At 72.5% G+C, this 20276-nt stretch carries 21 protein-coding genes; 9 read left to right on the top strand and 12 right to left on the bottom strand.

All coding sequences use genetic code 11. The annotated features are described in order from the left end of the window. Nucleotides 1–82 precede the first annotated feature (82 nt). Nucleotides 83–580, bottom strand: a complete 498-nt coding sequence (locus tag ACPEEZ_RS14565) for a hypothetical protein (protein ID WP_423920602.1) — start codon at nt 578–580, stop codon at nt 83–85. A gap of 132 nt (nt 581–712) precedes the next feature. Here ACPEEZ_RS14565 and ACPEEZ_RS14560 point away from each other — a divergent pair, with 132 nt between their 5' ends. After that, nucleotides 713–1414 (top strand): Pr6Pr family membrane protein, encoded by a 702-nt coding sequence (locus ACPEEZ_RS14560; protein WP_423920599.1) that lies wholly within the window; start codon nt 713–715, stop codon nt 1412–1414. Further along, nucleotides 1411–2091, top strand: coding sequence for a nucleoside/nucleotide kinase family protein (locus ACPEEZ_RS14555; protein WP_423920597.1), 681 nt, complete (start codon nt 1411–1413; stop codon nt 2089–2091). Before ACPEEZ_RS14560 ends, ACPEEZ_RS14555 begins: the two co-directional genes overlap by 4 nt. A 163-nt stretch (nt 2092–2254) precedes the next feature. Here the strand turns inward: ACPEEZ_RS14555 and ACPEEZ_RS14550 are convergent, their stop codons facing one another. Further along, nucleotides 2255–2929: a histidine phosphatase family protein gene (locus tag ACPEEZ_RS14550; RefSeq protein WP_423920594.1), complete on the bottom strand. Its 675-nt coding sequence runs from the start codon at nt 2927–2929 to the stop codon at nt 2255–2257. 161 nt (nt 2930–3090) lie between these two features. On the opposite strand from ACPEEZ_RS14550, the gene ACPEEZ_RS14545 reads away from it, so the two are divergent. Continuing rightward, a complete protein-coding gene (locus tag ACPEEZ_RS14545; RefSeq protein WP_423920592.1) occupies nt 3091–3249 on the top strand; it encodes a hypothetical protein in 159 nt (52 codons plus the stop codon). A gap of 132 nt (nt 3250–3381) precedes the next feature. Here the strand turns inward: ACPEEZ_RS14545 and ACPEEZ_RS14540 are convergent, their stop codons facing one another. The 4 genes from ACPEEZ_RS14540 to ACPEEZ_RS14525 form a co-directional block, all read right to left on the bottom strand. Beyond that, nucleotides 3382–3804 carry a hypothetical protein gene (locus ACPEEZ_RS14540; RefSeq protein ID WP_423920589.1) on the bottom strand — a complete coding sequence of 141 codons (423 nt, stop codon included), beginning with the start codon at nt 3802–3804 and terminating at the stop codon, nt 3382–3384. 179 nt (nt 3805–3983) lie between these two features. Beyond that, nucleotides 3984–4835: an ABC transporter ATP-binding protein gene (locus tag ACPEEZ_RS14535; protein WP_423924294.1), complete on the bottom strand. Its 852-nt coding sequence runs from the start codon at nt 4833–4835 to the stop codon at nt 3984–3986. An 80-nt stretch (nt 4836–4915) separates the two neighbouring features. After that, nucleotides 4916–5929 (bottom strand): FecCD family ABC transporter permease, encoded by a 1014-nt coding sequence (locus ACPEEZ_RS14530; RefSeq protein WP_423920586.1) that lies wholly within the window; start codon nt 5927–5929, stop codon nt 4916–4918. 98 nt (nt 5930–6027) lie between these two features. Beyond that, nucleotides 6028–7092: a FecCD family ABC transporter permease gene (locus tag ACPEEZ_RS14525; protein WP_423920583.1), complete on the bottom strand. Its 1065-nt coding sequence runs from the start codon at nt 7090–7092 to the stop codon at nt 6028–6030. A gap of 106 nt (nt 7093–7198) precedes the next feature. Here ACPEEZ_RS14525 and ACPEEZ_RS14520 point away from each other — a divergent pair, with 106 nt between their 5' ends. Together ACPEEZ_RS14520 and ACPEEZ_RS14515 are read left to right on the top strand one after the other, a co-directional pair. Further along, nucleotides 7199–8197 (top strand): iron-siderophore ABC transporter substrate-binding protein, encoded by a 999-nt coding sequence (locus ACPEEZ_RS14520; RefSeq protein WP_423920580.1) that lies wholly within the window; start codon nt 7199–7201, stop codon nt 8195–8197. Between the two features lie 150 nt (nt 8198–8347). Beyond that, nucleotides 8348–8923 (top strand): DinB family protein, encoded by a 576-nt coding sequence (locus ACPEEZ_RS14515; RefSeq protein WP_423920577.1) that lies wholly within the window; start codon nt 8348–8350, stop codon nt 8921–8923. A 36-nt stretch (nt 8924–8959) separates the two neighbouring features. On the opposite strand, the gene ACPEEZ_RS14510 is transcribed toward ACPEEZ_RS14515, so the two are convergent. Beyond that, on the bottom strand, nt 8960–9781 hold the full coding sequence (locus ACPEEZ_RS14510; protein ID WP_423920575.1) for a glycosyltransferase family 2 protein: 822 nt from the start codon (nt 9779–9781) through the stop codon (nt 8960–8962). A gap of 171 nt (nt 9782–9952) precedes the next feature. On the opposite strand from ACPEEZ_RS14510, the gene ACPEEZ_RS14505 reads away from it, so the two are divergent. Continuing rightward, nucleotides 9953–10717, top strand: coding sequence for an excalibur calcium-binding domain-containing protein (locus ACPEEZ_RS14505; protein ID WP_423920572.1), 765 nt, complete (start codon nt 9953–9955; stop codon nt 10715–10717). Nucleotides 10718–11140: 423 nt separating this feature from the next. Then, a complete protein-coding gene (locus ACPEEZ_RS14500; RefSeq protein ID WP_423920569.1) occupies nt 11141–12031 on the top strand; it encodes a PhzF family phenazine biosynthesis protein in 891 nt (296 codons plus the stop codon). An 87-nt stretch (nt 12032–12118) separates the two neighbouring features. On the opposite strand, the gene ACPEEZ_RS14495 is transcribed toward ACPEEZ_RS14500, so the two are convergent. The 4 genes from ACPEEZ_RS14495 to ACPEEZ_RS14480 form a co-directional block, all read right to left on the bottom strand. Next, complete coding sequence (locus tag ACPEEZ_RS14495; protein WP_423920566.1) at nt 12119–13477, bottom strand: hypothetical protein; 1359 nt, start codon at nt 13475–13477, stop codon at nt 12119–12121. Beyond that, the gene (locus ACPEEZ_RS14490) at nt 13474–14010 is read right to left on the bottom strand and encodes an RNA polymerase sigma factor (RefSeq protein ID WP_423920563.1); all 537 of its coding nucleotides are present in this window, start codon (nt 14008–14010) and stop codon (nt 13474–13476) included. The genes ACPEEZ_RS14495 and ACPEEZ_RS14490 overlap by 4 nt, the downstream gene beginning before the upstream one ends. A 160-nt stretch (nt 14011–14170) precedes the next feature. Next, the gene (locus tag ACPEEZ_RS14485; protein WP_423920560.1) at nt 14171–14713 is read right to left on the bottom strand and encodes an RNA polymerase sigma factor; all 543 of its coding nucleotides are present in this window, start codon (nt 14711–14713) and stop codon (nt 14171–14173) included. A 202-nt stretch (nt 14714–14915) separates the two neighbouring features. Beyond that, nucleotides 14916–15302 carry a hypothetical protein gene (locus ACPEEZ_RS14480; RefSeq protein WP_423920557.1) on the bottom strand — a complete coding sequence of 129 codons (387 nt, stop codon included), beginning with the start codon at nt 15300–15302 and terminating at the stop codon, nt 14916–14918. Between the two features lie 138 nt (nt 15303–15440). Here ACPEEZ_RS14480 and ACPEEZ_RS14475 point away from each other — a divergent pair, with 138 nt between their 5' ends. Beyond that, entirely contained in the window at nt 15441–16826 is a 1386-nt protein-coding gene (locus ACPEEZ_RS14475; protein ID WP_423920555.1) for a sensor histidine kinase, read from the top strand. Nucleotides 16827–16895: 69 nt separating this feature from the next. Further along, entirely contained in the window at nt 16896–17273 is a 378-nt protein-coding gene (locus ACPEEZ_RS14470; protein ID WP_423920552.1) for a PLDc N-terminal domain-containing protein, read from the top strand. Nucleotides 17274–17421: 148 nt separating this feature from the next. Here the strand turns inward: ACPEEZ_RS14470 and ACPEEZ_RS14465 are convergent, their stop codons facing one another. After that, nucleotides 17422–20070, bottom strand: coding sequence for an ATP-dependent Clp protease ATP-binding subunit (locus ACPEEZ_RS14465; RefSeq protein ID WP_423920550.1), 2649 nt, complete (start codon nt 20068–20070; stop codon nt 17422–17424). Nucleotides 20071–20276 lie beyond the last annotated feature (206 nt).

Here is a 20276-nt window from a genome sequence, read left to right as displayed (position 1 = left end):
CGGCCGCCGCGGCACCTCGTTCTGATCGACGCACCTCGATCAAGCGAGGTGCGTCGATCAGAACGAGGTGCGCGGCGCGCGGTCAGGCCCGGGACGAGGAGGTGCGGGGCCGCTTCCGAGGAGCCGTCGCCACGATCTCGGTCGCCGCCACCCCGCCCACGCTCGCCACCCCGCCCGCGCTCGCCACCCCGCCCGCGCTCGCCGCCCCGGCCGCGCTCACCCCGTGCGGCTCCGGCGCGACCGGTTCGGTCAGTGCGTGCAGGCCGCCGTTGCTGTTCGCCGACGTGGTCAGGAGGTCGAGCCAGGCGCGATTGAGGCCGACCAGCGCCTCCTGATCGATGCTGAACTGCAGCCCGATCGCGGGATGCATCCAGAGCGAGTGCAGCTGCGACACCGGTGCGCCGGGCGCCGTCACGCCGCCGTCCGAGGTCGCCGCGGGCAGCACCGCCTGGGCGTCCCAGCTGAACAGGAAGCTCTCCGATCGGCGCAGCTTCGCCACGATCACGGAGCGCAGATGGGCCAAGAGGCGGTCGTCGAAGTCGACGGACAGAGACGGGTTGCCGAACGTGAACGTGGCCACGAGATCCTCACGGAGGGGGGAGGTAGAACCGATCGGCCGCGACGACCGATCGGCTGAGCTTAGACACTGCCGAGCGCATCCGTGCACGATGCGTGGGACTCCGTCGCCCCCGGCGTCGATAGGGTGACCGTCATGAAGACCTGGGCCACCATCGCCGCTCGACTCGTGTTCGCCGCGGCGTCGATCGCGGGGGTGATCACGCAGCTCGTCATCGCGGTGCAGACCGACTTCGGGCTGGTCAACTTCTTCAGCTACTTCACGACGCTCGGCAACCTCTTCGCGAGCGTCGTCTTCGTCGTCGGAGCGATCCGGTTAATGCGAGGAACACCCGGAGGCGCGGCCTGGCAGGCCGTCCGAGGTGCGTCGGTCGTCTACCTGGCCTTCATCGGCATCGTCTTCAACACGCTGCTGCTCGGCGCCGACCTCGGCGGGCTGATGCCGTGGGTCAACGTCGTCCACCACATGCTGATGCCGCTCGTCGTGGTGATCGACTGGCTCGTCTGGCCGCCGACCCGACGGCTGAGCGTGCGCATCGCCCTGCTCTGGGTCGTCGTTCCGGTCGTCTACACGGTGTACTCGCTCGTGCGCGGGGCGGCCGTCGGCTTCTATTGCTACCCGTTCTTCAACCCCGCGGCGGTCGGTGGGTACGGCGGCGTGGCCGCGTACTGCGCCGCCCTGCTGGTCGCGTTCGTCGCACTCGCGTTCGCCGTGCGGGCGGCGGGGAACGCGTTGGGGCGGCGCGCGGGTGCGGGCGTCAGCTCCGGAGCCGGGGCGGGCGGCGCGGGCGCGGGTGGTGCGGGCGCGCGGGGCGCGGGCTCGGCGCGCGATCGGTGACGGGGTCGCCCGCGGTGCGGTCGGTGCGCTGGGACGAGGCGGGCCGGCGTGATCTGCTGACCCGTGCCTCCTCGTTGCTGGAGGCCCCCGGCCGTGCACTGCTCGGCATCGCCGGAGCACCCGGCGCCGGCAAGTCGACCATCGCCGAGGGGCTCGTCGACGAGCTCGCCGCGCGGTACCCGGGGCAGGTGGCGCTCGTGCCGATGGACGGCTATCACCTGGCGCAGTCGCTGCTCGAGGCGCGGGGGCTGGCAGCACGGAAGGGTGCGCCGGACACGTTCGATGCGCGCGGATACGTCCGGCTGCTCGCGGCACTGCGGGAGTCCACGGGCGAAGAGGTGTTCGCGCCCGAGTTCCGGCGCGAGATCGAGGACGGTGTGGCGGGCGCGATCGCCGTCGGCCCGGACGTTCGGCTCGTCGTCACCGAGGGCAACTACCTGCTGCTCGGCGAGGGGGCGTGGGGCGGAGTCGCTCCGCTGCTCGACGAGTCGTGGTTCGTGCGACTCGAGCAGGAGGAGCGCGTGCGGCGGCTCGTGACCCGGCACCTCTCGTTCGACCGGGAGCGGGACGGGGCGCTCGCCGAATGGCGCGCGACCGTGAACGACGAGGCGAACGCCCGCCTCGTGGCGCCCACCGCCGAGCGCGCCGACCTGATCGTGGAGCACCCCGCCGCCTGACCCGCCGCCGTCCCGCCGGGTTTCTCTTCGCAATTTGCGACCGTTTCGCGCCGCCGCGGCCGAAGAACCTCGCTCTCGCCGGCGTGTCGGCCGAGATGGTCGCAAATTTGCGACCATTCGCGGCCCGCAGGCCCGCAGGCGAGCCGAGGAGGCGCGGCGCGGCTCAGGCGCCGGAGCCCGCGCTCCCAGCCGGGTCGGCACCCGACGCGACGTCGATCGCGGACGCGGCCAGCGCCTCCTCGTGCCAATGCGTGACGGTCCAGCCGTCGGCCGGGCTGCCCTCGAGGCGGAGCACGCCGGTGTTCTCGAGGCCGCGTCCGTGGACGGTGCCCTCGTCGAGGTTGCTCGCGGTCGCCGAGACCCAGGTCACGATCGAGCCGGCGTGGCTGACGACGGCGACGGTGTCGACTCCCGCGGCCTCGGCCGAAGCGGCGACGCGGTCGATGGCGTCGGTGTAGCGGCGGACGAGCTCCGTGCCGTTCTCGCCGCCGGGGATACGGGCGTCGAGGTCGCGCCACCAGGTCGAGACGGTCGACAGGAACGTGCCCGCGGCCTCCCGATCGGTTCGGCCCTCGAGGTCTCCGCAGAAGATCTCGTGCAGGCCGTCGTGCACGTCGACCTCGACACCGAGCGCTGCGGCGAGCGGGGCCGCTGTCTCCTGCGCGCGGGTCGCCCGGGAGGCGACGACGGCTCCGATCGGTTCGCCGCCGAGACGGTCGGCCAGGGCGGCCGCTTGGCTGCGGCCCTGCTCGGTGAGCGACGGGCCCGGGAGGACGGACGCGAGTCGGCCCGCGACATTGTCGGGCGTCTCGCCGTGGCGGATGAGAAGGAGGCGCATGTCCAGCACCCTAGGACGCCCCGGTGAACGCGCGGTGGGTGGTGCGCCCGGCGCGCCCCGAACCCCGTTGCGGAAGATAAACCTTGTTCGAACGGGGTTCATCGTCCGCAACGGGGTTTTCGGCGGGGCGGCTGTCAGCGGGTGCGCCTACCGTTCGCCTCATGAGCACCGACGAGACCACACCGGCCCCCACCTCCGCCCCCGACGGCTCGACCGAGGTGAGCCCGGAGCAGAAGGAGCACACCGAAGGTCTGTCCGACGGCTCGAAGAGCGGTCTCGTGGACGACGATCGCGATCCGTCCGCCGCCGAGGGGTCGTAGGGGCCGAGGGGTCGTAGCCGGGCGGGGTGCGGGTCGCGACCTGCACCTTCGGCGTCGTGTCGCGTTCGCGGCATCGTGTGCCGTCCGTGCACGACACGATGTCGCGAACGCCACACGACACCGGGGCTGGCGTCAGGGGCGGATGGTCCGCAGCGTCAGGCTGATGCACACCAGCGAGCACAGCACGATCAGCAGTACCCGCTCTCCGGCTGCGAACCCCGCCGACACGACCGCCGCCGGTGCCGCCACCGTCGCGACCAACCCGAGGGCTCCGATCAGCCAGCGCAGCGGTCGGACCCGCGCCTCCGGCCCCATCGCGGCCGCCACGGCGACGACGGCGGTCGTCAGCAGGGCGATCGCGACACCTCCGACGAGGGCGACCGTGCCGCGCGCATCCGTCGTGCAGGAGGCGGGGGCCGGGTAGACCGCAGGGCACACGCTCTCGAGTCCCGACGAGGCCGCGATCGCCAGCAGCGACACGAGGCAGAGTGCGAGCGCGGGCACCGTCCAGCGCCACAGCGGTCGTTCTGCGAGCGAGGGCGGGGCCGTGGACATAACCCGAGGATATCTCGGGCCGACGCGGCCGACCCGGCCCGCGCCTCCTCGGGGTCGGGCTCGGTGTCGTGTCGCGTTCGCGGCATCGTGTCGCGCGCAAACGCGACAGCACGCCGCGAACGCCACACGACACGGCCGCGAAGCCGCCGCCGCAGCCGCAGCACCCGCCGCAGCACCCGCTACCGCCGCCGCGGCACCACCATCGGCGACCCGGTCACCGGGTCCGGCACCACGAGGCACGGCAGCTCGAACACGTCGGCGACGAGCTCCTCGGTGAGCACGTCCGCCGGGGCCCCGGTCGCCACCACGTCGCCGTCGCGCATCACGACGAGATCGGTCGCGTACCGCGCCGCCTGGTTGAGATCGTGCAGCACGGCCACGATCGTCGTGCCCTGCCGGTGCAGCCGCGCGAACAGGTCGAGCAGGTCGTACTGGTGCGCGATGTCGAGGAACGTCGTCGGCTCGTCGAGCAGCAGCACCGGCGTCTGCTGCGCGAGCGCCATCGCGACCCACACCCGCTGCTGTTGCCCTCCCGACAGCTCGTCGACCGGAGCATCGGCCAGCTCGGTCAGGTCGGCCTCGCGCAGCGCCGCGTCGACCGCCTCGCGATCGCGAGCGCTCCACTGCCGGAACAGCCCCTGGTGCGGGTACCGCCCGCGCGCGACGAGCTCCGACACGGTGATCCCGTCCGGAGCCGTCGACGACTGGGGCAGCAGCCCCACCGTGCGCGCCGCCTCCTTCGCCGGGATCGACCCGAGCTCGCGTCCGTCGAGCAGGATCGACCCCGACCGCGGCTTCAGCAGCCGGGCGAACGCGCGCAGCAGCGTCGACTTGCCGCAGCCGTTCGGTCCGACGATCACCGTGAACGAGCCGTCGCGCACCTCGACGTCGACGGACTCGGCGACGGTCCGGCGCTCGTAGGCGAGCTCGGCGCCCGCCGCGACGAGCCGAGGAGGCGCGGTGCCGGCACCCGAGGCGAGCCCGGCCCGCGAAACGCCCGGCTCGGTCGTCGCACCAGACGTCGCACCGATCGCGCCGGCCGCGCGGGGCGCGCCGGCCACCGGTCCGAGCTCGGACTCGGGCCCGTGCTCCGGCGAGGGGTTGGCAGCGGTCACGGTCTCCTCCGGGATTCTCCGATGAGCAGGGTCACGAGGTACACGCCGCCGAGCACGAGCGTGACGAGCCCCACGGGGATCGGCGTCGGCGCGATGTGCTGGGCGATCTGGTCGGCGACGAGCAGCAGTGCGCCCCCGGTGAACGCGGCACCGACGAGCGGCACGCCCGCCGAGCGCACGAGTCGGCGCGCGACCTGCGGAGCCGCCAGCGCCACGAACACGATCGGCCCGGTGCTGGCCGTCACGACGGCGGTGAGCGCCACGGCCACGACGACGAGGGCCAGTCGCGACCCCTCGGCGCGCAGACCGTGGGCGCGAGCCGCGTCGTCGCCCAGCTCGAGCTGCCGCAACGGCCGCGACAACGCGACGACGAACGGCGTCAGCACCGCGAGCAGCCCGAGCGCCGGAGCCAGCTGCGTCCAGTCGAGCAGTGCCAACGAGCCGGCTCCCCAGAACGACGCCGTGATCGCGACCTCGGCCTGCGCGCGCAGCAGCAGCCAGTTGTTGACCGAATGCAGCACGGCCGTGACGCCGATGCCGACGATGATCAACCGCAGCCCCTGCACCCCGCCCCGATAGGCCAGCAGGTACACGACGAGCGCGGTGACGAGGCCGCCGGCCAGCGCGCCTCCGGCCGTCCCGATCGACGAGGTCGCGCCCGACACGATCACGAGGATCGCCCCGGTGTAGGCACCCGTCGAGAAACCGATGACGTCGGGCGAGCCGAGCGGGTTGCGGGTCAGCGACTGGAAGACGGCGCCCGAGACACCCAGCGCGGCTCCGAAGACGAGTGCCCCGAGCACCCGGGGCAGACGCCACTGCAGCACGATCGTCGAGGCGAACCCGTCGCCGCCGAACAGGGCGTGCACGACCTCGGCCGGAGTCAGCGGGTAGTCGCCGATGCCGAGCGACACGACCGCGGCGAGCAGCGCGCCGACCAGCAGGGCCGCCAGCACGATGCGGCGACGGGCCACGCGCCGCGACATCCGGCCGAGCCCGCGCGAGGGCACGCGACGCGATCCGCCCGACGGCCCGGGCCCTGACCCGGGACCCGCGCCGGGCCCTGTCCCGCGCCCCGCGCCTCGCGACGGCGTCTCGACGGTGCCGGTCATGCGCCGCCCACCCGTCGGCGGCGGGCGATCGCGATCAGCACGGGGGCGCCGAGCGCGGCCGTGACGAGACCCGCGGCCAGCTCGCCCGGAGGCGCGGCGACCCTCCCGAGGACGTCGGCCAGCAGCAGCAGGGCCGGCCCGAAGAGGGTCGACACCGCGATGATCCACGGTTGGCTCGGGCCGACGAGGCCCCGAGCCGCGTGCGCGACGATGAGCCCCACGAAGGCGACCGGTCCGATGATCGCGGTCGCGCCTCCGGCGAGCAGCGTGATCACGATCAGCGACGCGATGCGGGTGCGGGTGACGGACACTCCGACGGAGGCGGCGTGATCGTCCCCGAGCGACACCGCGTCGAGCGGACGCGACGCGATCAGCGCGACCACGAGCCCGGCGACGACGAACGGCGCGACGGTGCCGACCGAGGCCCAGCCGCGATCGGCGAGCGAACCGACCTCCCAGGCGCGGACGGCGTCGAAGCGGCGCGGGTCGGCCAGCACGATCGCCGACGTGATGCCGCTGAGCACGGCGCCGAACGCGATGCCGGCGAGGCTGAGACGCGCGGGCGACGCTCCCGAGCGGCCCGAGCCGCCGATCAGCGCGACGACGACGGTCGCGACGGCCGCCCCGGCGAACGAGAACCAGACCCAGCCGCTCGCGGCGGTCACCCCGGCGAAGCCGACCGCGAGGGCGACGGCGAACGCGCTGCCCGACGTGACGCCGAGGATGCCGGGGTCGGCGAGCGGGTTGCGCGTCACGGCCTGGGCCACGGCTCCCGCGACGCCGAGCCCCGCGCCCGCGACGAGGGCGGCGACGGTCCGCGGCAGGCGCAGGTCGATGACCGCGGCGACGTCGGCGGAGTCGCCCGCCGTGCGGCCGCCGAACAGGATGCGCACGACGTCGTCGAACGCGACCGGCCGGGCGCCCACGGCGAGCCCGAGCACGAGGGCGAGAGCGAGCAGCACGAGCGCGGCGACGACCACGAGGAGGCGCGTGCGCAGTCGACGCGACCGGCGCGGCCCGCTCGGCGGTCGCGCGACGACGGTCGCGGTGGGGGTCGCCATGTGCATTAGCTTAGGCTAACCTCACCTGGAGATCGGCTGTCCCGCCCGACGCGGACGGCGATCGTCCCTGCATTCACGTCAGCTCCCTCCTGCAAAGGCTCTATTCATGCGCATGTCCCTCAAGATCGCCTCCGTGGCGGCCGTCGTCGCGATCGCCCTGACGGGCTGCTCGGCCGGTGGCGGCTCCACCGACGCGAGCACCGCCTCCTCGTCGTCCTCGTCCGGGGCGTTCCCGGCCACGGTCGACACGAAGTTCGGCGAGGTCACGATCGATTCGGCTCCGAAGCGCGTCGTCGCACTCGGCTGGGGCGACGCCGAGACGGCGCTCGCGCTCGGCGTGCAGCCGGTCGGCGCCTCCGACTGGCTCGGTTTCGGCGAGGAGAACGACGGCGTCGGCCCGTGGGCCAAGGGCCTCTACACGAAGGCCCCCGAGCTGATCGGCACGCTCGAGCCGTCCTACGAGAAGATCGCGGCGCTCAAGCCGGACCTCATCCTCGACACCAAGAGCTCGGGCGACCAGGACCGCTACGACCGCCTCAAGAGCATCGCCCCGACGATCGGCGTGCCGAAGGACGGCGACAACTACCTGACCAGCTTCGAGGAGCAGATGTCGCTCGTCTCGAAGGCCCTCGGCAAGGCCGACGAGGGCGCGAAGCTCGTCTCGACCAACCAGGCCGCCGTGAAGGCCGTCGCCGATGCGCACCCGCAGTGGGCCGGCAAGACGGTCACGGCCGCGACGAAGACCAGTGAGGGCTGGGGTGCCTACGTCGAAGGCTCGGAGCGCGTCAACCAGCTCGAGGACCTCGGCTTCACGCAGAACCCGACGATCGCAGCGTTGAAGCCCAACGCGGGCGGCTTCTCGGTCTCGATCTCGTCGGAGAACCTCGACCAGATCGACGCGGACCTCATCGTGGCGTTCCCGATCTTCATCGACACCACGCAGATCACCGACGACGCGCAGTGGAAGGCGCTGCCGGCCGTGCAGGCCGGACACGCCGTCGTCATCGACGGCGACATCGCGTCGGCGTACTCGCTCGGCACGTCGCTGTCGCGCACGTACGCGCTCGACAAGCTCGTGCCGCTGCTGGAGAAGGCGACCTCGTAACGGTCGTCCCTCCCGGCACCCGCCGTCGCTCCGCCTCGAACCCCGGTGCGGAAGACGAACCCCGTTCGACACGGGTTCTTCTTCCGCACCGGGGTTCTTCGCGAGGCGACGAGGAGGCGCGGTGCGCGTCGGAGCCGTATCGTGCCTCCCATGGGTGAGACGGACGGGAACGGGTCGGGCGGGGCCGGCGTGACGATCGACGCGGTCGGGCGGGTCGAGGCGCCGCCGGCGGCCGGCGAGGTCGAGATGCTGCTCGGGTTCGTGAACTTCCACCGGCAGACGTTCGAGTGGAAGTGCCGCGGCCTCGACGCCGAGGGGCTGCGTGCGACCGTCGGCGCCTCCGAGATGACCCTCGGCGGCATGATGAAGCACCTCGCGCTCGTCGAGGACGACTGGCTCACCCGCACCCTGTTCGGCGGCGACTGGCCCGAGCCCTGGCAGTCGGTCGATTGGGACGCCGATCGCGACTGGGACTGGCACTCCGCGGCCGACGACACCCCCGAGCAACTGCGCGCGCAGTGGCACGAATCGGTCGCCCGGGCGCAACGGCACACGGACGAGGCGCTCGCCGGGGCGGGTCTCGACGCCCTCGCCGAGCGGGCCTGGTCGGACGGTCGGCGGCCGAGTCTCCGCTGGATACTGCTGCACCTCATCGAGGAGTACGCCCGCCACAACGGGCACGCCGACCTGATCCGCGAGTCGATCGACGGCGAGACCGGCGAGTAGCGCGGGGCATCGCAGGTCGCGCGCGCCTGCCACTCGTCAGCGCACGCGCACCCGCGAGCGGGCCGCCGCGCGACGGGTCAGTCGGGCGACCGGCAGGTCCTCGGGCCAGTGCGCCCACACCGAATGGAACCCACGCCGGACCCGCAGCCGGAACAGCCCCGTCCTGAAGGGCCGGGCCGAGATCCGCATCCGCAGTGCGGAGTCGTACCGGATCTTCGACTCCGGACCGAGGTGGAACGAGAGATCGATGTCGTCGTGCATCATCAGGTCGTCGCGGTGCACGACGTCGCTCACGAGTCGCCAGGCGTCCCGTCGGAAGGCGCAGTTCGAGCCGAACAACGGCACGTGTCCGAGTGCGATCGACAGGGCGGCGACGTAGGCGCCGAGGTAGACGACCGCGCCGACCCGGCGCAGCGCCCTCGGGCCGTCCGAGAAGTGCGCGCCGCCGGTCAGGGCGACGAGCTCGGGGTCGGCGTCGAACCGGTCGCGGATGCGCGCGATCCAGTCCGGAGGAGCCTCGCCGTCCGCGTCGAGGCGCGCGACGACGTCGCCGAGCGCCGCGTCGTAGCCCGCCGCGCTCGCGCTGCCGATGCCGAGGACCGGCTCGACGATGACACGCGCTCCGGCCTGGCGGGCGACGTCGGCGCTGTGGTCGGACGAGCCGTTGTCGACGACGATCACCTCGTCGGCGGGGGACGTCTGTGCCGCGAGGGTCGCGAGGCATCGATGCAACAACTCGGCGTCGTCACGGACGGGGATGACGACGGAGACACGAACCGAGGAGGCGCGGCGCAGCGAACGCGCGTGAGTCCCGTCAGGGAGGGGCTGAGGGAGTGCGGGCTCGCGGAGGGTGCTCATCGTCTGTCGAGCCTGCTCGCTGCCGCCTGATGGGGTACACGGCGCCCGCGCCCCGAACGTGGGCTACTGCTCGCCACAGAAGTGAACTAATTTCAAGATGCCCGAGTCGGCCCGGATCAGCAGCGCCGACGTGATCACCGAGCTCGCACCTCCTCATCGAAAGTCGTCGTCGTGACCTACCCGAACCCAGAGCGCAAGGCCTCCCGTGTCCGTCCCGTGCACGTGGTCTATGCCGTCATCGCCCTCTTCCTGCTCCTCGCGCTCGTCTCGTCGGGGGTGTCCGGCGGGTTGATGTTCGTCGGACTCCTGGCGATGGTGTTGGCGCTGTACACGATCGTCTCCGGTCGTCCGGGTCTCTTGCGCCTCCGATCGCGGAGCGCCGGCGGACTGGCGCTGATCGCGGCGATCGCCGTCCTCGTCGCCGGCTCGATGATCGCCCCCGCGTCGGCCGACGGCGCTCCCGGTGGGGGGAAGCCGGCTGCGCTCGTCGAGGCGAGCGCGTCTGCGTCCGCCTCGTCGGCGGCGAAGGCCAAGGCGGAGGAGAAGAAGCGCGCTGCCGAGAAGGCGGCCGCCGAGGTCGCGGCGCAGAAGAAGGCCGACGAGGAGGCCGCCGCTGCCGCAGCCGCGGCCCAGGCACAGGCCGAGGCGGAGGCTGCCGCTGCCGCGCAGGCGGAGGCCGATCGGGTCGCTGCCGAGCAGGCCGCCGCTGCTGCCGCCGCCGCTGCTGCCGCCGAGGCGCAGCGGGCTGCCGATCAGGCCGAGGCGCAGCGGGCTGCCGATCAGGCGGCCCGGGCTGCCGCGCCGGCGGCTCCGAGCTCGACGTACTACAAGAACTGCGATGCCGTCCGGGCCGCGGGCAAGGCCCCGATCTACGTCGGGCAGCCCGGCTACGCCAAGCACCTCGACCGCGACGGTGACGGGATCGGCTGCGAGTAGCCCGCGCCTCGCCGCGAACCTCGTTCTGGTCGACGCACCTCGTTATGACGAGGTGCGTTGACCAGAACGAGGTTCTGTAGAGCCCGGAGGCGCGGGCACCGTCGCCCAGGAGCCGCGCTCCGGCCCCGCAGCAGGCCAGCGGCACGAGAGTGGCCCGCGCGCACACGCTCCTACGCTTCGTACCGTAGGAGCGTTTTCACGTTCCCCTCGATCTCCGCCCCCCGCTTTGATCTCCGCCCGCGCCCCTCGACCCCTGCCCGACGTTCGAGCCCCCGCCGCCCTCCCCGTCCTGCGGTCTGAACCGTAGGAGCATCAGGAGGACGCGCCGCTAAGCGCCTCGGTCCTGCGGTTTGATTCGTAGGAGCGCAAGAGAAAAGACCTTCCGCCAGCCCGCCCCATCCGCAACCCCGAGGAGCAGACCGCGTGCCCACCCCGCCCCACGCCCACACGGGAACCCGCTCCCGCGACTTCGCGCAGGTCGACGTGTTCTCGGCCGTCCCGTACCTCGGTAACCCGGTCGCCGTCGTCCTCGACGCGGATGGCCTGAGCGACGACGACATGGCCGCCTTCGCGCGCTGGACGAACCTGTCCGAGACCACCTTCGTGCTGCCGCCGACGGGCGATGCCGACTACCGCCTCCGGATCTTCACTCCCGGCGGCGAGCTCCCGTTCGCCGGCCACCCGACGCTCGGCTCGGCGCACGCCTGGCTCGAGGCCGGCGGCACGCCGCGAGCCGCGGTCGGCACGAGCACCAGCACCCACGCGACGATCGTGCAGGAGTGCCTCGCCGGCCTCGTCGAGCTCCGGGTCGCCGACGGCGGGCTCGCGTTCCAGGCCCCGCCGACCCGGCGCTCGGGGCCCGTCGACGAGTCCGATCTGGCGAGGGTCTCGGCAGCGCTCGGTGTCGAGCGCGGTGACATCGTCGCGCATCAGTGGGTCGACAACGGTCCCGGCTGGTTGGCCGTCGAGCTGGGTTCGGCCGCGGCCGTGACCGCACTCGAGCCGCATCTCACCGAGGTCGACGACCTGATGATCGGTGTGCTCGGAGCGCATCCGGACGGCTCCGGGTTCGCCTACGAGGTGCGCGGTTTCTGCCCCGCGATCGGTGTCCGCGAGGACCCGGTCACCGGCAGCCTCAACGCCGCGATCGCGCAATGGCTGCGACGCGAGGACCGCGCCCCCGAGTCGTACCGCAACACGCAGGGCCGCCGCGTCGGCCGCGATGGCGTCATCTCGATCACGACCGGCTCCGACGGCTCGACGTGGGTCGGCGGGGTCAGTACCACCTGCATCCGCGGCGTCGTCGCGATCTGACACCGCGCCTCCTCGGGTTCCCGTACCCCCAAGGAGGCGCGACCCGCCCCCCAGCGGATCGCGCCTCCCCGTTCCCCCCTCGATGGCCTAGTCGCCTCCCTCATGGCGTGCCAGGACAGCTTCGGCGATCGTGATGAGAGTCGCCTTGTCAGCATCGGTGACGAACCCGTCGCCGAATCCGAATTGGATCCAGGTGTCCTCATCGAGGACGTCGAGCCAGCAGAAGTACCCGTCGATCGTCCCGCACCGGCGGACGGCCTCCTGGGCACCCGCGACCGTCACGGACTCCTCCGATTCGATGACCTGGCGGCCATAGCCTTCGGCCTCGTAGAAGTCCTCGAGGCCGTCGTAGGCCCAGCGACCCCCCGGTGCGACTCCGATGGCGATGTCGGTGATCGTGTTGGAAGGCGGAGGTCCGTCGCCAGCCCAGAGCCAGCGACAGGCATACCCGTCACCGAGCGCGTCCGAGATCGCCGTCGGCTCCAGGGGTGTTGCCTTCTCCGCCTGGAGCGGTCCCGTCAGGTACGAGCTCATGGACGGGCGGGGGGCGAGGGTGTCGCAGTTCGTCACCGGTCCCCACGTCGTCGGCGGCATCGTCCATTCGGGGCCGGCCTTCAGCGGAGCGAGAGCATCGGCGACACCGCGGGCGGCCGAGCTCAACGTCGCCTGGCCAGGCATGGTCACGCCCGGTGTGACGAAGAACTCGAACTCGAACCAGAAGTCAGACGTGACGACGGACATCGTGCAGCCTTCGCCCGGGTTCATCTCCGCGTCACCGGATGTCTCGCACGTCACCGCGGAGGCCTCTCCCACGCCGGTGCTCCGTCCTCCGGCGGCGAGCTTCGACGAGATCCAGTCGCGCCCCGCGGCAGGGGCGGGAACGACGTTCATCGTGACGAGGGCGTATCCGTACGGTGCGTCGTCCGGCGTCTGGGACTGCCAGCTGCAGGTCGTCAGACCGGCCGCCGTCAAGGCGGCGTCCTGCGGCTCGAACACGCGCGGCTCGAACGACGTGGGAGCCCGCAGCAACGACGGGATCGACAGGGCGTCACCGATCTGCGCGCACGACAGCGGCACGCGCTCCGCCGGCGGGTCATAGTTCGGTGCCGCGACCGGAGGCGCGCTCACCGTCGGCTTCGGGGTCGGCGTCGTCGACGGGGCAGGAGACGACGACGGTGCCGCGTGCTGGAGCCCCTCGAAGGGCGACGGGATCATGCCGAGCGCGATGGCACCCGAGGCGCCACCGACCGCGAGGAGCGCGACCACGCCGAACGTGATGCCGAACGTCTTGCGGCGGCGCTTCGCCGTCACGGCCGTGCGCGGCTCGGCGGCGACGCGGGTGAGCACGTCCTGCTTCATCGTCACGAGCATGCGGTTCAGCTCGTCGCCCGCGGGCGGGCGGCTGTTCCAGGAGCGCCCGGTGTCGTCGTCGTGTTCGGTGTTCATCGGTCGATCACCGCCTTTCGCTGTCGTGCTCGTCGTCTCATCTGTCGGGGTGACTCCCGCCGGCTCAGGCCGAGTTCGGCTGCCGCCTCCGGGTACGGGCGTCCCTGCACGAGGCAGAGCTCGCACAGCCTCCTGTCGGTCTCGCCGAGTCCGGCGATGACCTCGTCGACCCACCGGAGGCGCGTGCGGGCCTCGTCCTCGCTCCCGTCGCCGACCTCGTGCAGCAGTTCGTCGGTCGGGTCGGCCGCCACCTCGCGTCGGATGGCGAACGCGTGATCCCGGGCCGCCGCGAGCAGCCAGGGCAGCACCGAGGCGCTCGCCGCGATGCGGTCGGCCGCACGCCACAGCTCGACGAACGTGTCCTGCACGATCGTTGCCGCGTCGTCCCTCCGCGGTGCCAGCGTCCACGCGTACCGGGTCACCGTCGTCGCGTGCCGGTCGAACAGCTCCGACAGCGCGTCGGTCTCCCCGCCGACGGCGCGCCGCAGCAGGACCGTGTCGGCCGCCGCGACGGTCAGGTCGTCGTCGTCCATCTCCACCCCCCTCACTCCCAGAGATGTCGGCGAATCGACGAAGGTCACACACCAACGACGTCGTCGGGTGGCCGATTCGCTATCGGCCGTCCGGAGCACCGACGCGCGCACGCTCCGCAGGCGGGCGGTGTCGAGCACCTCGACTCGCTCCACGATCAGATCAGCGCTCATTCTCGATCACCGCCTTCTTCAGCCTCGTGCGGGTGCGGAGCACGCGCTGCTTCACGGCGCCGACGCTGATGCCGACGATCTCGGCCGCGTCGGCGTACGGGCGGCCCTCGATGAGGCACAGCTCGCAGATGCGCCGGTCGGTCTCCGACAGGGCGTCGATCTCCGTCATCACGAAGCGGAGTCGGTCGCGCGCCTCCGCCTCGTCCTCGGGGGCCGCGAGCTCGTCGAGCAGCGCCTCCGTCTGGTTGCGGGCGTTCTTCCGGTTCAGGTTGAGGGCGTGGTTGCGGCAGGTGACGAGCAGCCACGGCAGCAGCGACTCGACCTCGGCGAGCTCGTCGGCCTTACGCCAGAGGGTCACGAACGTGTCCTGCACGATCTCCTCGACGTCCATCCGCCGCGACGCGATCGCCCACGCATAGCGCGTCACGGACGCCGCATGCCGGTCGAACACGGCGGCGAGCGCCTGCGTGTCACCCCGGACGGCCTGCCGCAGCAGGTCCTGGTCCGAGCTCGTCGTGTGGTCCACATCCACCCCCTCTCTCTCAGGAATGTCGTGGAAACCCCCAAGGTCACAAAGTTCTCTCGACCTTTTCCGCGAGGGCGTTAGCCGCGCCGTGTCACGTTCGCGGCATCGTGTCGCGTCCGTGCACGACACGATGCCGCGAACGCGACACGACACGGCACAGCACGGCACGACGCGCCGAGCGCGCCGGCAACCCCGGAGGAGGCGCGGGTCAGCGAGTCGGCGTCACCGACTGCCCCGAGAGCTTCCAGCCGTAGCGCGACTCCCAGACGAGCTGGAAGTCGCAGGCCGCCCCGAGCGTCGGGTCGCTGCGTTGCGTGCCCTCGAGGTGCACGGTGACCAACGTCGCGCTGCGCTCGTCGACGTCCACGCGCCTCCCGCTGTCGGACACGGGCTCGCAGCCGTCGAACGCGTTCGACACCTGGTCCTGCGGGGCGCTCGCGAAGAGATCGGTCAGTGCCGAGGGGCTGTCGGCATCGAGCGTGGCGAGGACCTGCGGCACCAGCGCGGCCCCCTCCCCGGCGGTCGGCGTCGGGGCGGGCCCCGGGCCGGAGGCGCAGCCCGCGACCCCGGTCACGACCGCTACCGAGGCGGTCACCAGCAGGACGGTACGTGCGCGCGTGCTTCTCATCGCTGACCATCATCCACCCGCGCGGTCGGGCATTCGCCCGTCCCGCGGTTCGCCGTGCGGACAAGACGGTAAGGCGGGCATGCCCGCGTGCCATAACGTCATGGTGTGCCCGATCCCGACATCGCCGGGCCGCAGCCCGACGACGGCACCGTTGTCGTCCACGACCGGCGCGACCCCGCGACACCCGCCCCCTCGACACCCGACCCCGTGACATCCGATCCGACGCTCCCCGGCCCGCCGCGGTCGCCCGTCCGGCGAAGGTCGACGTCGGCGGTGACGGGGCCGATCCTCGAGCGGGCGATCGGCCGGGTGCTCGCCCTGTCCTGCCTCGTCTTCGGCGTGCTGGCCCTTCCCGAGGCGCTGCGGTCCGACCACGTGGCGCAGCCGCTCTGGACGATCGTCACCCAGGTCAGCGTCTTCGGCAGCCTCGCGGTCGCGATCGCGGCCGTCTTGGCGCAGGTCCAGGTGCGGCGTGCCGGGCTCCTCGTCGTCGCCGCCTACGCGGCCGCGCTCGCCACCTGGCCCCTCGCCGCGGTCGACCCGAGTGTGACGGCCACGTCGATGCCCTGGCTCTGGTACCTGCTCAACGTCGCGTCCGGCATGGCCGTGCTCGTGCTGTCCCCCCGGGCGGCCATCGTCGTCGTGGTGGGCCTGCCCGCGCTCTACGGGGTCGTGCACGCCACCCCGTCCGGTGGCGGAGCCTCCGTCGGCGACACGGTGTTCGACAGCGCCTACTCGCTCATGGTAGGTCTCGCGACCTTCACGCTGATCACCGTGCTCCGGGTCGCCGGGCGGAACCTCGATGCAGCCCAGGAGGCGGCACTCGCCCGATACGCGGTGGCCGTCCGAGAGCACGCGAACGAGAAGGAGCGCATGGCCGTCGACGCGCTCGTGCACGACAGCGTGCTGTCGACCTTGCTCGCCGCCGGACGCAGTACCGACGCGGCAGCCCGCATGCGCGCCACGAGACAGGCCCGAGCCACGCTCGAGATCGTGGACGACGTCGTCGTCCGCCGGGCCATCGAGACGGCGACCGCGAACGTCGGGGCCACCGGCACGTCCGATCGCACCGTGTCCCGACTGCACGACCGCGTCGTCGCCCTGTGCGCCGAGTACCTGGTCGCGCCCGACATCGCGCCCCTCGACCCGGCCGACGGCCTCACCCCGCTGCCCCGCATCGTGGCCGACGCACTGTTGGCCGCGGCCGTCCAGGCGGTCGGCAACAGCTATCTGCACGCCGGCGGCGAGGAGGTGCAGCGCACGATCACGATCACCGCTCGCCAGCCCGAGACCGAGGGGGCGACGCCGGGCGCACTCGTCGTCGTGCACGACGACGGCGCCGGCTTCGACCTCGACGCCCCCACCGAGCGCCTCGGGGTGCGCGTCTCGATCGTCGATCGCGTGGCCCGCGTCGGAGGTCTCGCGACCATCACGTCGGCCCCGGGAGCGGGGACGACCATCGCGCTCTGCTGGCCGGCCCCGGGGAGCTGACCCGAGCCTCCTTCGACTCCCCCGCTCGGGGGTTGCCAGCCGATACACAGGGAGCCCTAGGCTCGCGCCATGTACGTGTTGGTCTCCTTCCTCACCTTCGTCGCGCTCGTGCTGGCCCTCGTCGACATCATCACGCGCGACGAGTGGCAGGTGAAGCATCTGCCGAAGCTGGTCTGGGTGCTGCTCGTGGTGTTCCTGCCGCTGGTCGGGAGCATCCTGTGGTTCGCGGTCGGGCGTGAGTACGAGCACCGTCCGCGCATCGACCGCGGGTCGTTCGGCGACCCACGACGGCACGAGACGCTCACGCCGACCCGGCACGCCGGCGGAGACCACCGCACGACCGAGCAGCAGCTCGCCGACCTCGACGCCGAGATCGAGCTGCACGAGCGGCAGGCGACGCTGCGGCGACTGCAGGCCGAGCTCGAGGAGCGTCGCCGCGACGCGTGACGCCGCGCGAAAAACCTCGTTCTGACCAATGCACCTCGATATGACGAGGTTCATTGGCCAGAACGAGGTTCCGAGCGGAGGAGGCGCGGCGCGGGTCCCGCAGATCCACCCGCGCCAGCCCCGCCTACGCGACGCGCACCAGCGCCGCCTACGCGGCCAGCGGCAGCGCCGCCGTCGCGCCGACCCGGGCGACGAGCCCGCCGCCCTCGACGGTCAGCCCGACGTGCCCGCCCGAGGCGAGCGTGCCGCCGACCATCAGCTCGGCGATGCGGTCGTCGACCTCGCGCTGGATCGTCCGGCGCAGCGGCCGCGCCCCGAACTCGGGCTCGTAGCCGTGCTCGACCAGCCAGTCGGTGGCCGCCGCGTCGACGTCGAGCGAGATGCCCTGGGCTCCCAGCCGGGCGGCCGTGGCGCCGAGCAGCAGCCCGACGATCTCGCGCAGCTGCGCGCGGTCGAGCTTGCGGAACAGCACGATCTCGTCGATCCGGTTGAGGAACTCGGGGCGCATCGCCTCGCGCAGCTTCCCCATCACGCGGTCGCGCAACGCCTTCTCGGAGCCGAAGCCGTTGTCGGACGCCGGGTCGGAGCCGACCGGGCCGGTCGGGGTGAAGCCGAGCGCGCCTCCTCGTGAGGCCAAGAACTCGGAGCCGAGATTCGACGTCATCACGACGACCGTGTTGCGGAAGTCGACCGTGCGGCCCTGGCCGTCGGTCAGGCGCCCGTCGTCGAGCACCTGCAGCAGCAGGTTGAAGACGTCGGGGTGCGCCTTCTCGATCTCGTCGAGCAGGATCACCGAGTACGGGTGCCGACGGACGCGCTCGGTCAGCTGACCGGCCTCGTCGTAGCCGACGTAGCCGGGAGGGCTCCCGACCAGGCGACTCACCGTGTGGCGCTCGCCGAACTCGCTCATGTCGAGCCGGATCATCGACCCCTCGTCGCCGAACAGCGACTGCGCGAGCGCCTTCGCCAGCTCGGTCTTGCCGACACCGGTCGGCCCGAGGAAGAGGAACGACCCCGTCGGCCGGTTCGGATCGCCGAGCCCGGTGCGACTGCGGCGGACGGCCTTCGCGATCGCGGTGACCGCGTCGTCCTGGCCGATCACCCGGGCGTGCAGCTCGCTCTCGAGCGCGCCGAGGCGCGAGCGGTCGCCCTCGGTGAGGCGCGAGACGGGGATGCCGGTCGCCCGGGCGACCATCTCGGCGACGTCCGCCTCGGTGATCACGTCGTCCGCGCCTCCTGCGGTCGTCGCGGTCGCGGCGTCGCCGTCCGCCGAGGAGGCACGGGTCGGCTCGACCGCGTCGCCCGACACCGCGGCCGCGAGCGTCTGCTGCACGGTCTCGATCTCGTCGCGGAGGGCGGACGCCTCCTCGTACCGCTCCGCGGTGACGGCGGCGGTCTTCTCGGCCTCGAGCTCGGCGAGCCGGACCCGCAGCGCGGCGGTGTCGACGCGCACGCCGAGGCGGAGGCGCCGACGCGCGCCGGCCTGGTCGATCAGGTCGATGGCCTTGTCGGGGAGGAAGCGGTCGCTGACGTAGCGGTCGGACAGTTCGACGGCCGCACGCAGGGCGGCGTCCGTGTAGTGCACGCCGTGGTGCGCCTCGTAACTCGGGGCGAGCCCGGTGAGGATGCGCACGGCGTCGTCGACCGACGGCTCGGGCACCTGCACGGGCTGGAAGCGCCGTTCGAGCGCGGCGTCCTTCTCGATGCCGCGGTACTCGGCCAGCGTCGTCGCGCCGATCAGGTGCAGGTCGCCACGGGCGAGGCGGGGCTTGAGGATGTTGCCGGCGTCCATGGAGCCGTCACCCCCGCCTCCGGCGCCGACGACCATGTGCAGCTCGTCGACGAAGACGATCAGCTCGTCGCGGTGCGCGGTGATCTCGTCGACGACCTTCGTGAGGCGCTCCTCGAAGTCGCCGCGGTAGCGGGTGCCGGACAGCATGCCGGCGAGGTCGAGGGCGACGACGCGCTTGCCGCGGAGCAGCTCGGGGACGTCGCCGTCGGAGATCGCCTGCGCGAGCCCCTCGACGACGGCCGTCTTGCCGACGCCGGGCTCGCCGATCAGGACGGGGTTGTTCTTCGTGCGGCGCAGCAGGATCTCGACGGTCTGCTCGACCTCGAGCGCGCGACCGATGACCGGGTCGAGGTCGCCGGCGGCGGCGCGGGCCGAGAGGTCGCTGCTGTAGGTATCGAGCGTGGGGGTGCCGGAGGTCCTGCCGGTCTCCGCGCGGCCATCGGTGTCGCCGTCCGCGGCGCCGTTAGCGGAGGTCTGCGCGTCGCCGCCGGAGCGGACGAACGACTGCAGCACCTGCGGCGTGATGCCGGCGGCGGCCAGCAGCTGACCGGCCGTCGCGTCCTGGTTGACGACCAGCGCGAAGAAGAGGTGCTCGGGGTCGACGTAGGTCGAGCCGAACGCCCGCGCGGCCTGGGCCGACTCGAGCAGCAGGCGCTGCGCCGACGGCGTCAAGGAGGCGCGGGCCGGGGTGTCGGGGGAGGGTGCGGGCAGACGGGATTCCACGGCCTGCGCGAGGGTGTCGTGGTCGGCTCCGGCGAAGCGGAGCACGTCGACCGCGGGGGAGTCGTCGATCAGGACGCGCAGGATGTGCAGGGCGTCGACCGCGTCGTGCCCGTGGGACGTCGCGAGCTCGCCGGCGCGGGTGACGACCGAGTGGGCGCCGCGCGAGAGCAGTCGCGAGATGTCGACCGGGCGGCCGAACGCACCCGACTGGGCGCCGTTCATGAGGCGGGCGAGGAACTCGTCGAACGAGCCGTTGTCGCCGGAGCCGAAGGATTCGGGCAAGAGGACCTCCTGGGAACTTGAGTGCCTGTGACTCAAGTTAACGCGCGGGTCGTCGCGGCATTCCCGGTCGCGCGAGAAAGTTGAGCGGGGTGCGCTCAAGTCTCTGCGTCGGGTGCCGGGCCGGCGTCGCGGACGCACGCCGCGCCTCCTCGGGCCCGCGGCTGGCGAACCTCGTTCTGATCAACGCACCTCGTTGTAGCGAGGTG

Origin of the sequence: Frigoribacterium sp. 2-23 (genome assembly GCF_049601585.1) — a bacterium.
Lineage (GTDB): Bacteria > Actinomycetota > Actinomycetes > Actinomycetales > Microbacteriaceae > Frigoribacterium.
Note: the sequence above shows the minus strand (reverse complement) of the source record. Positions and strands in the feature narration are given on the sequence as shown.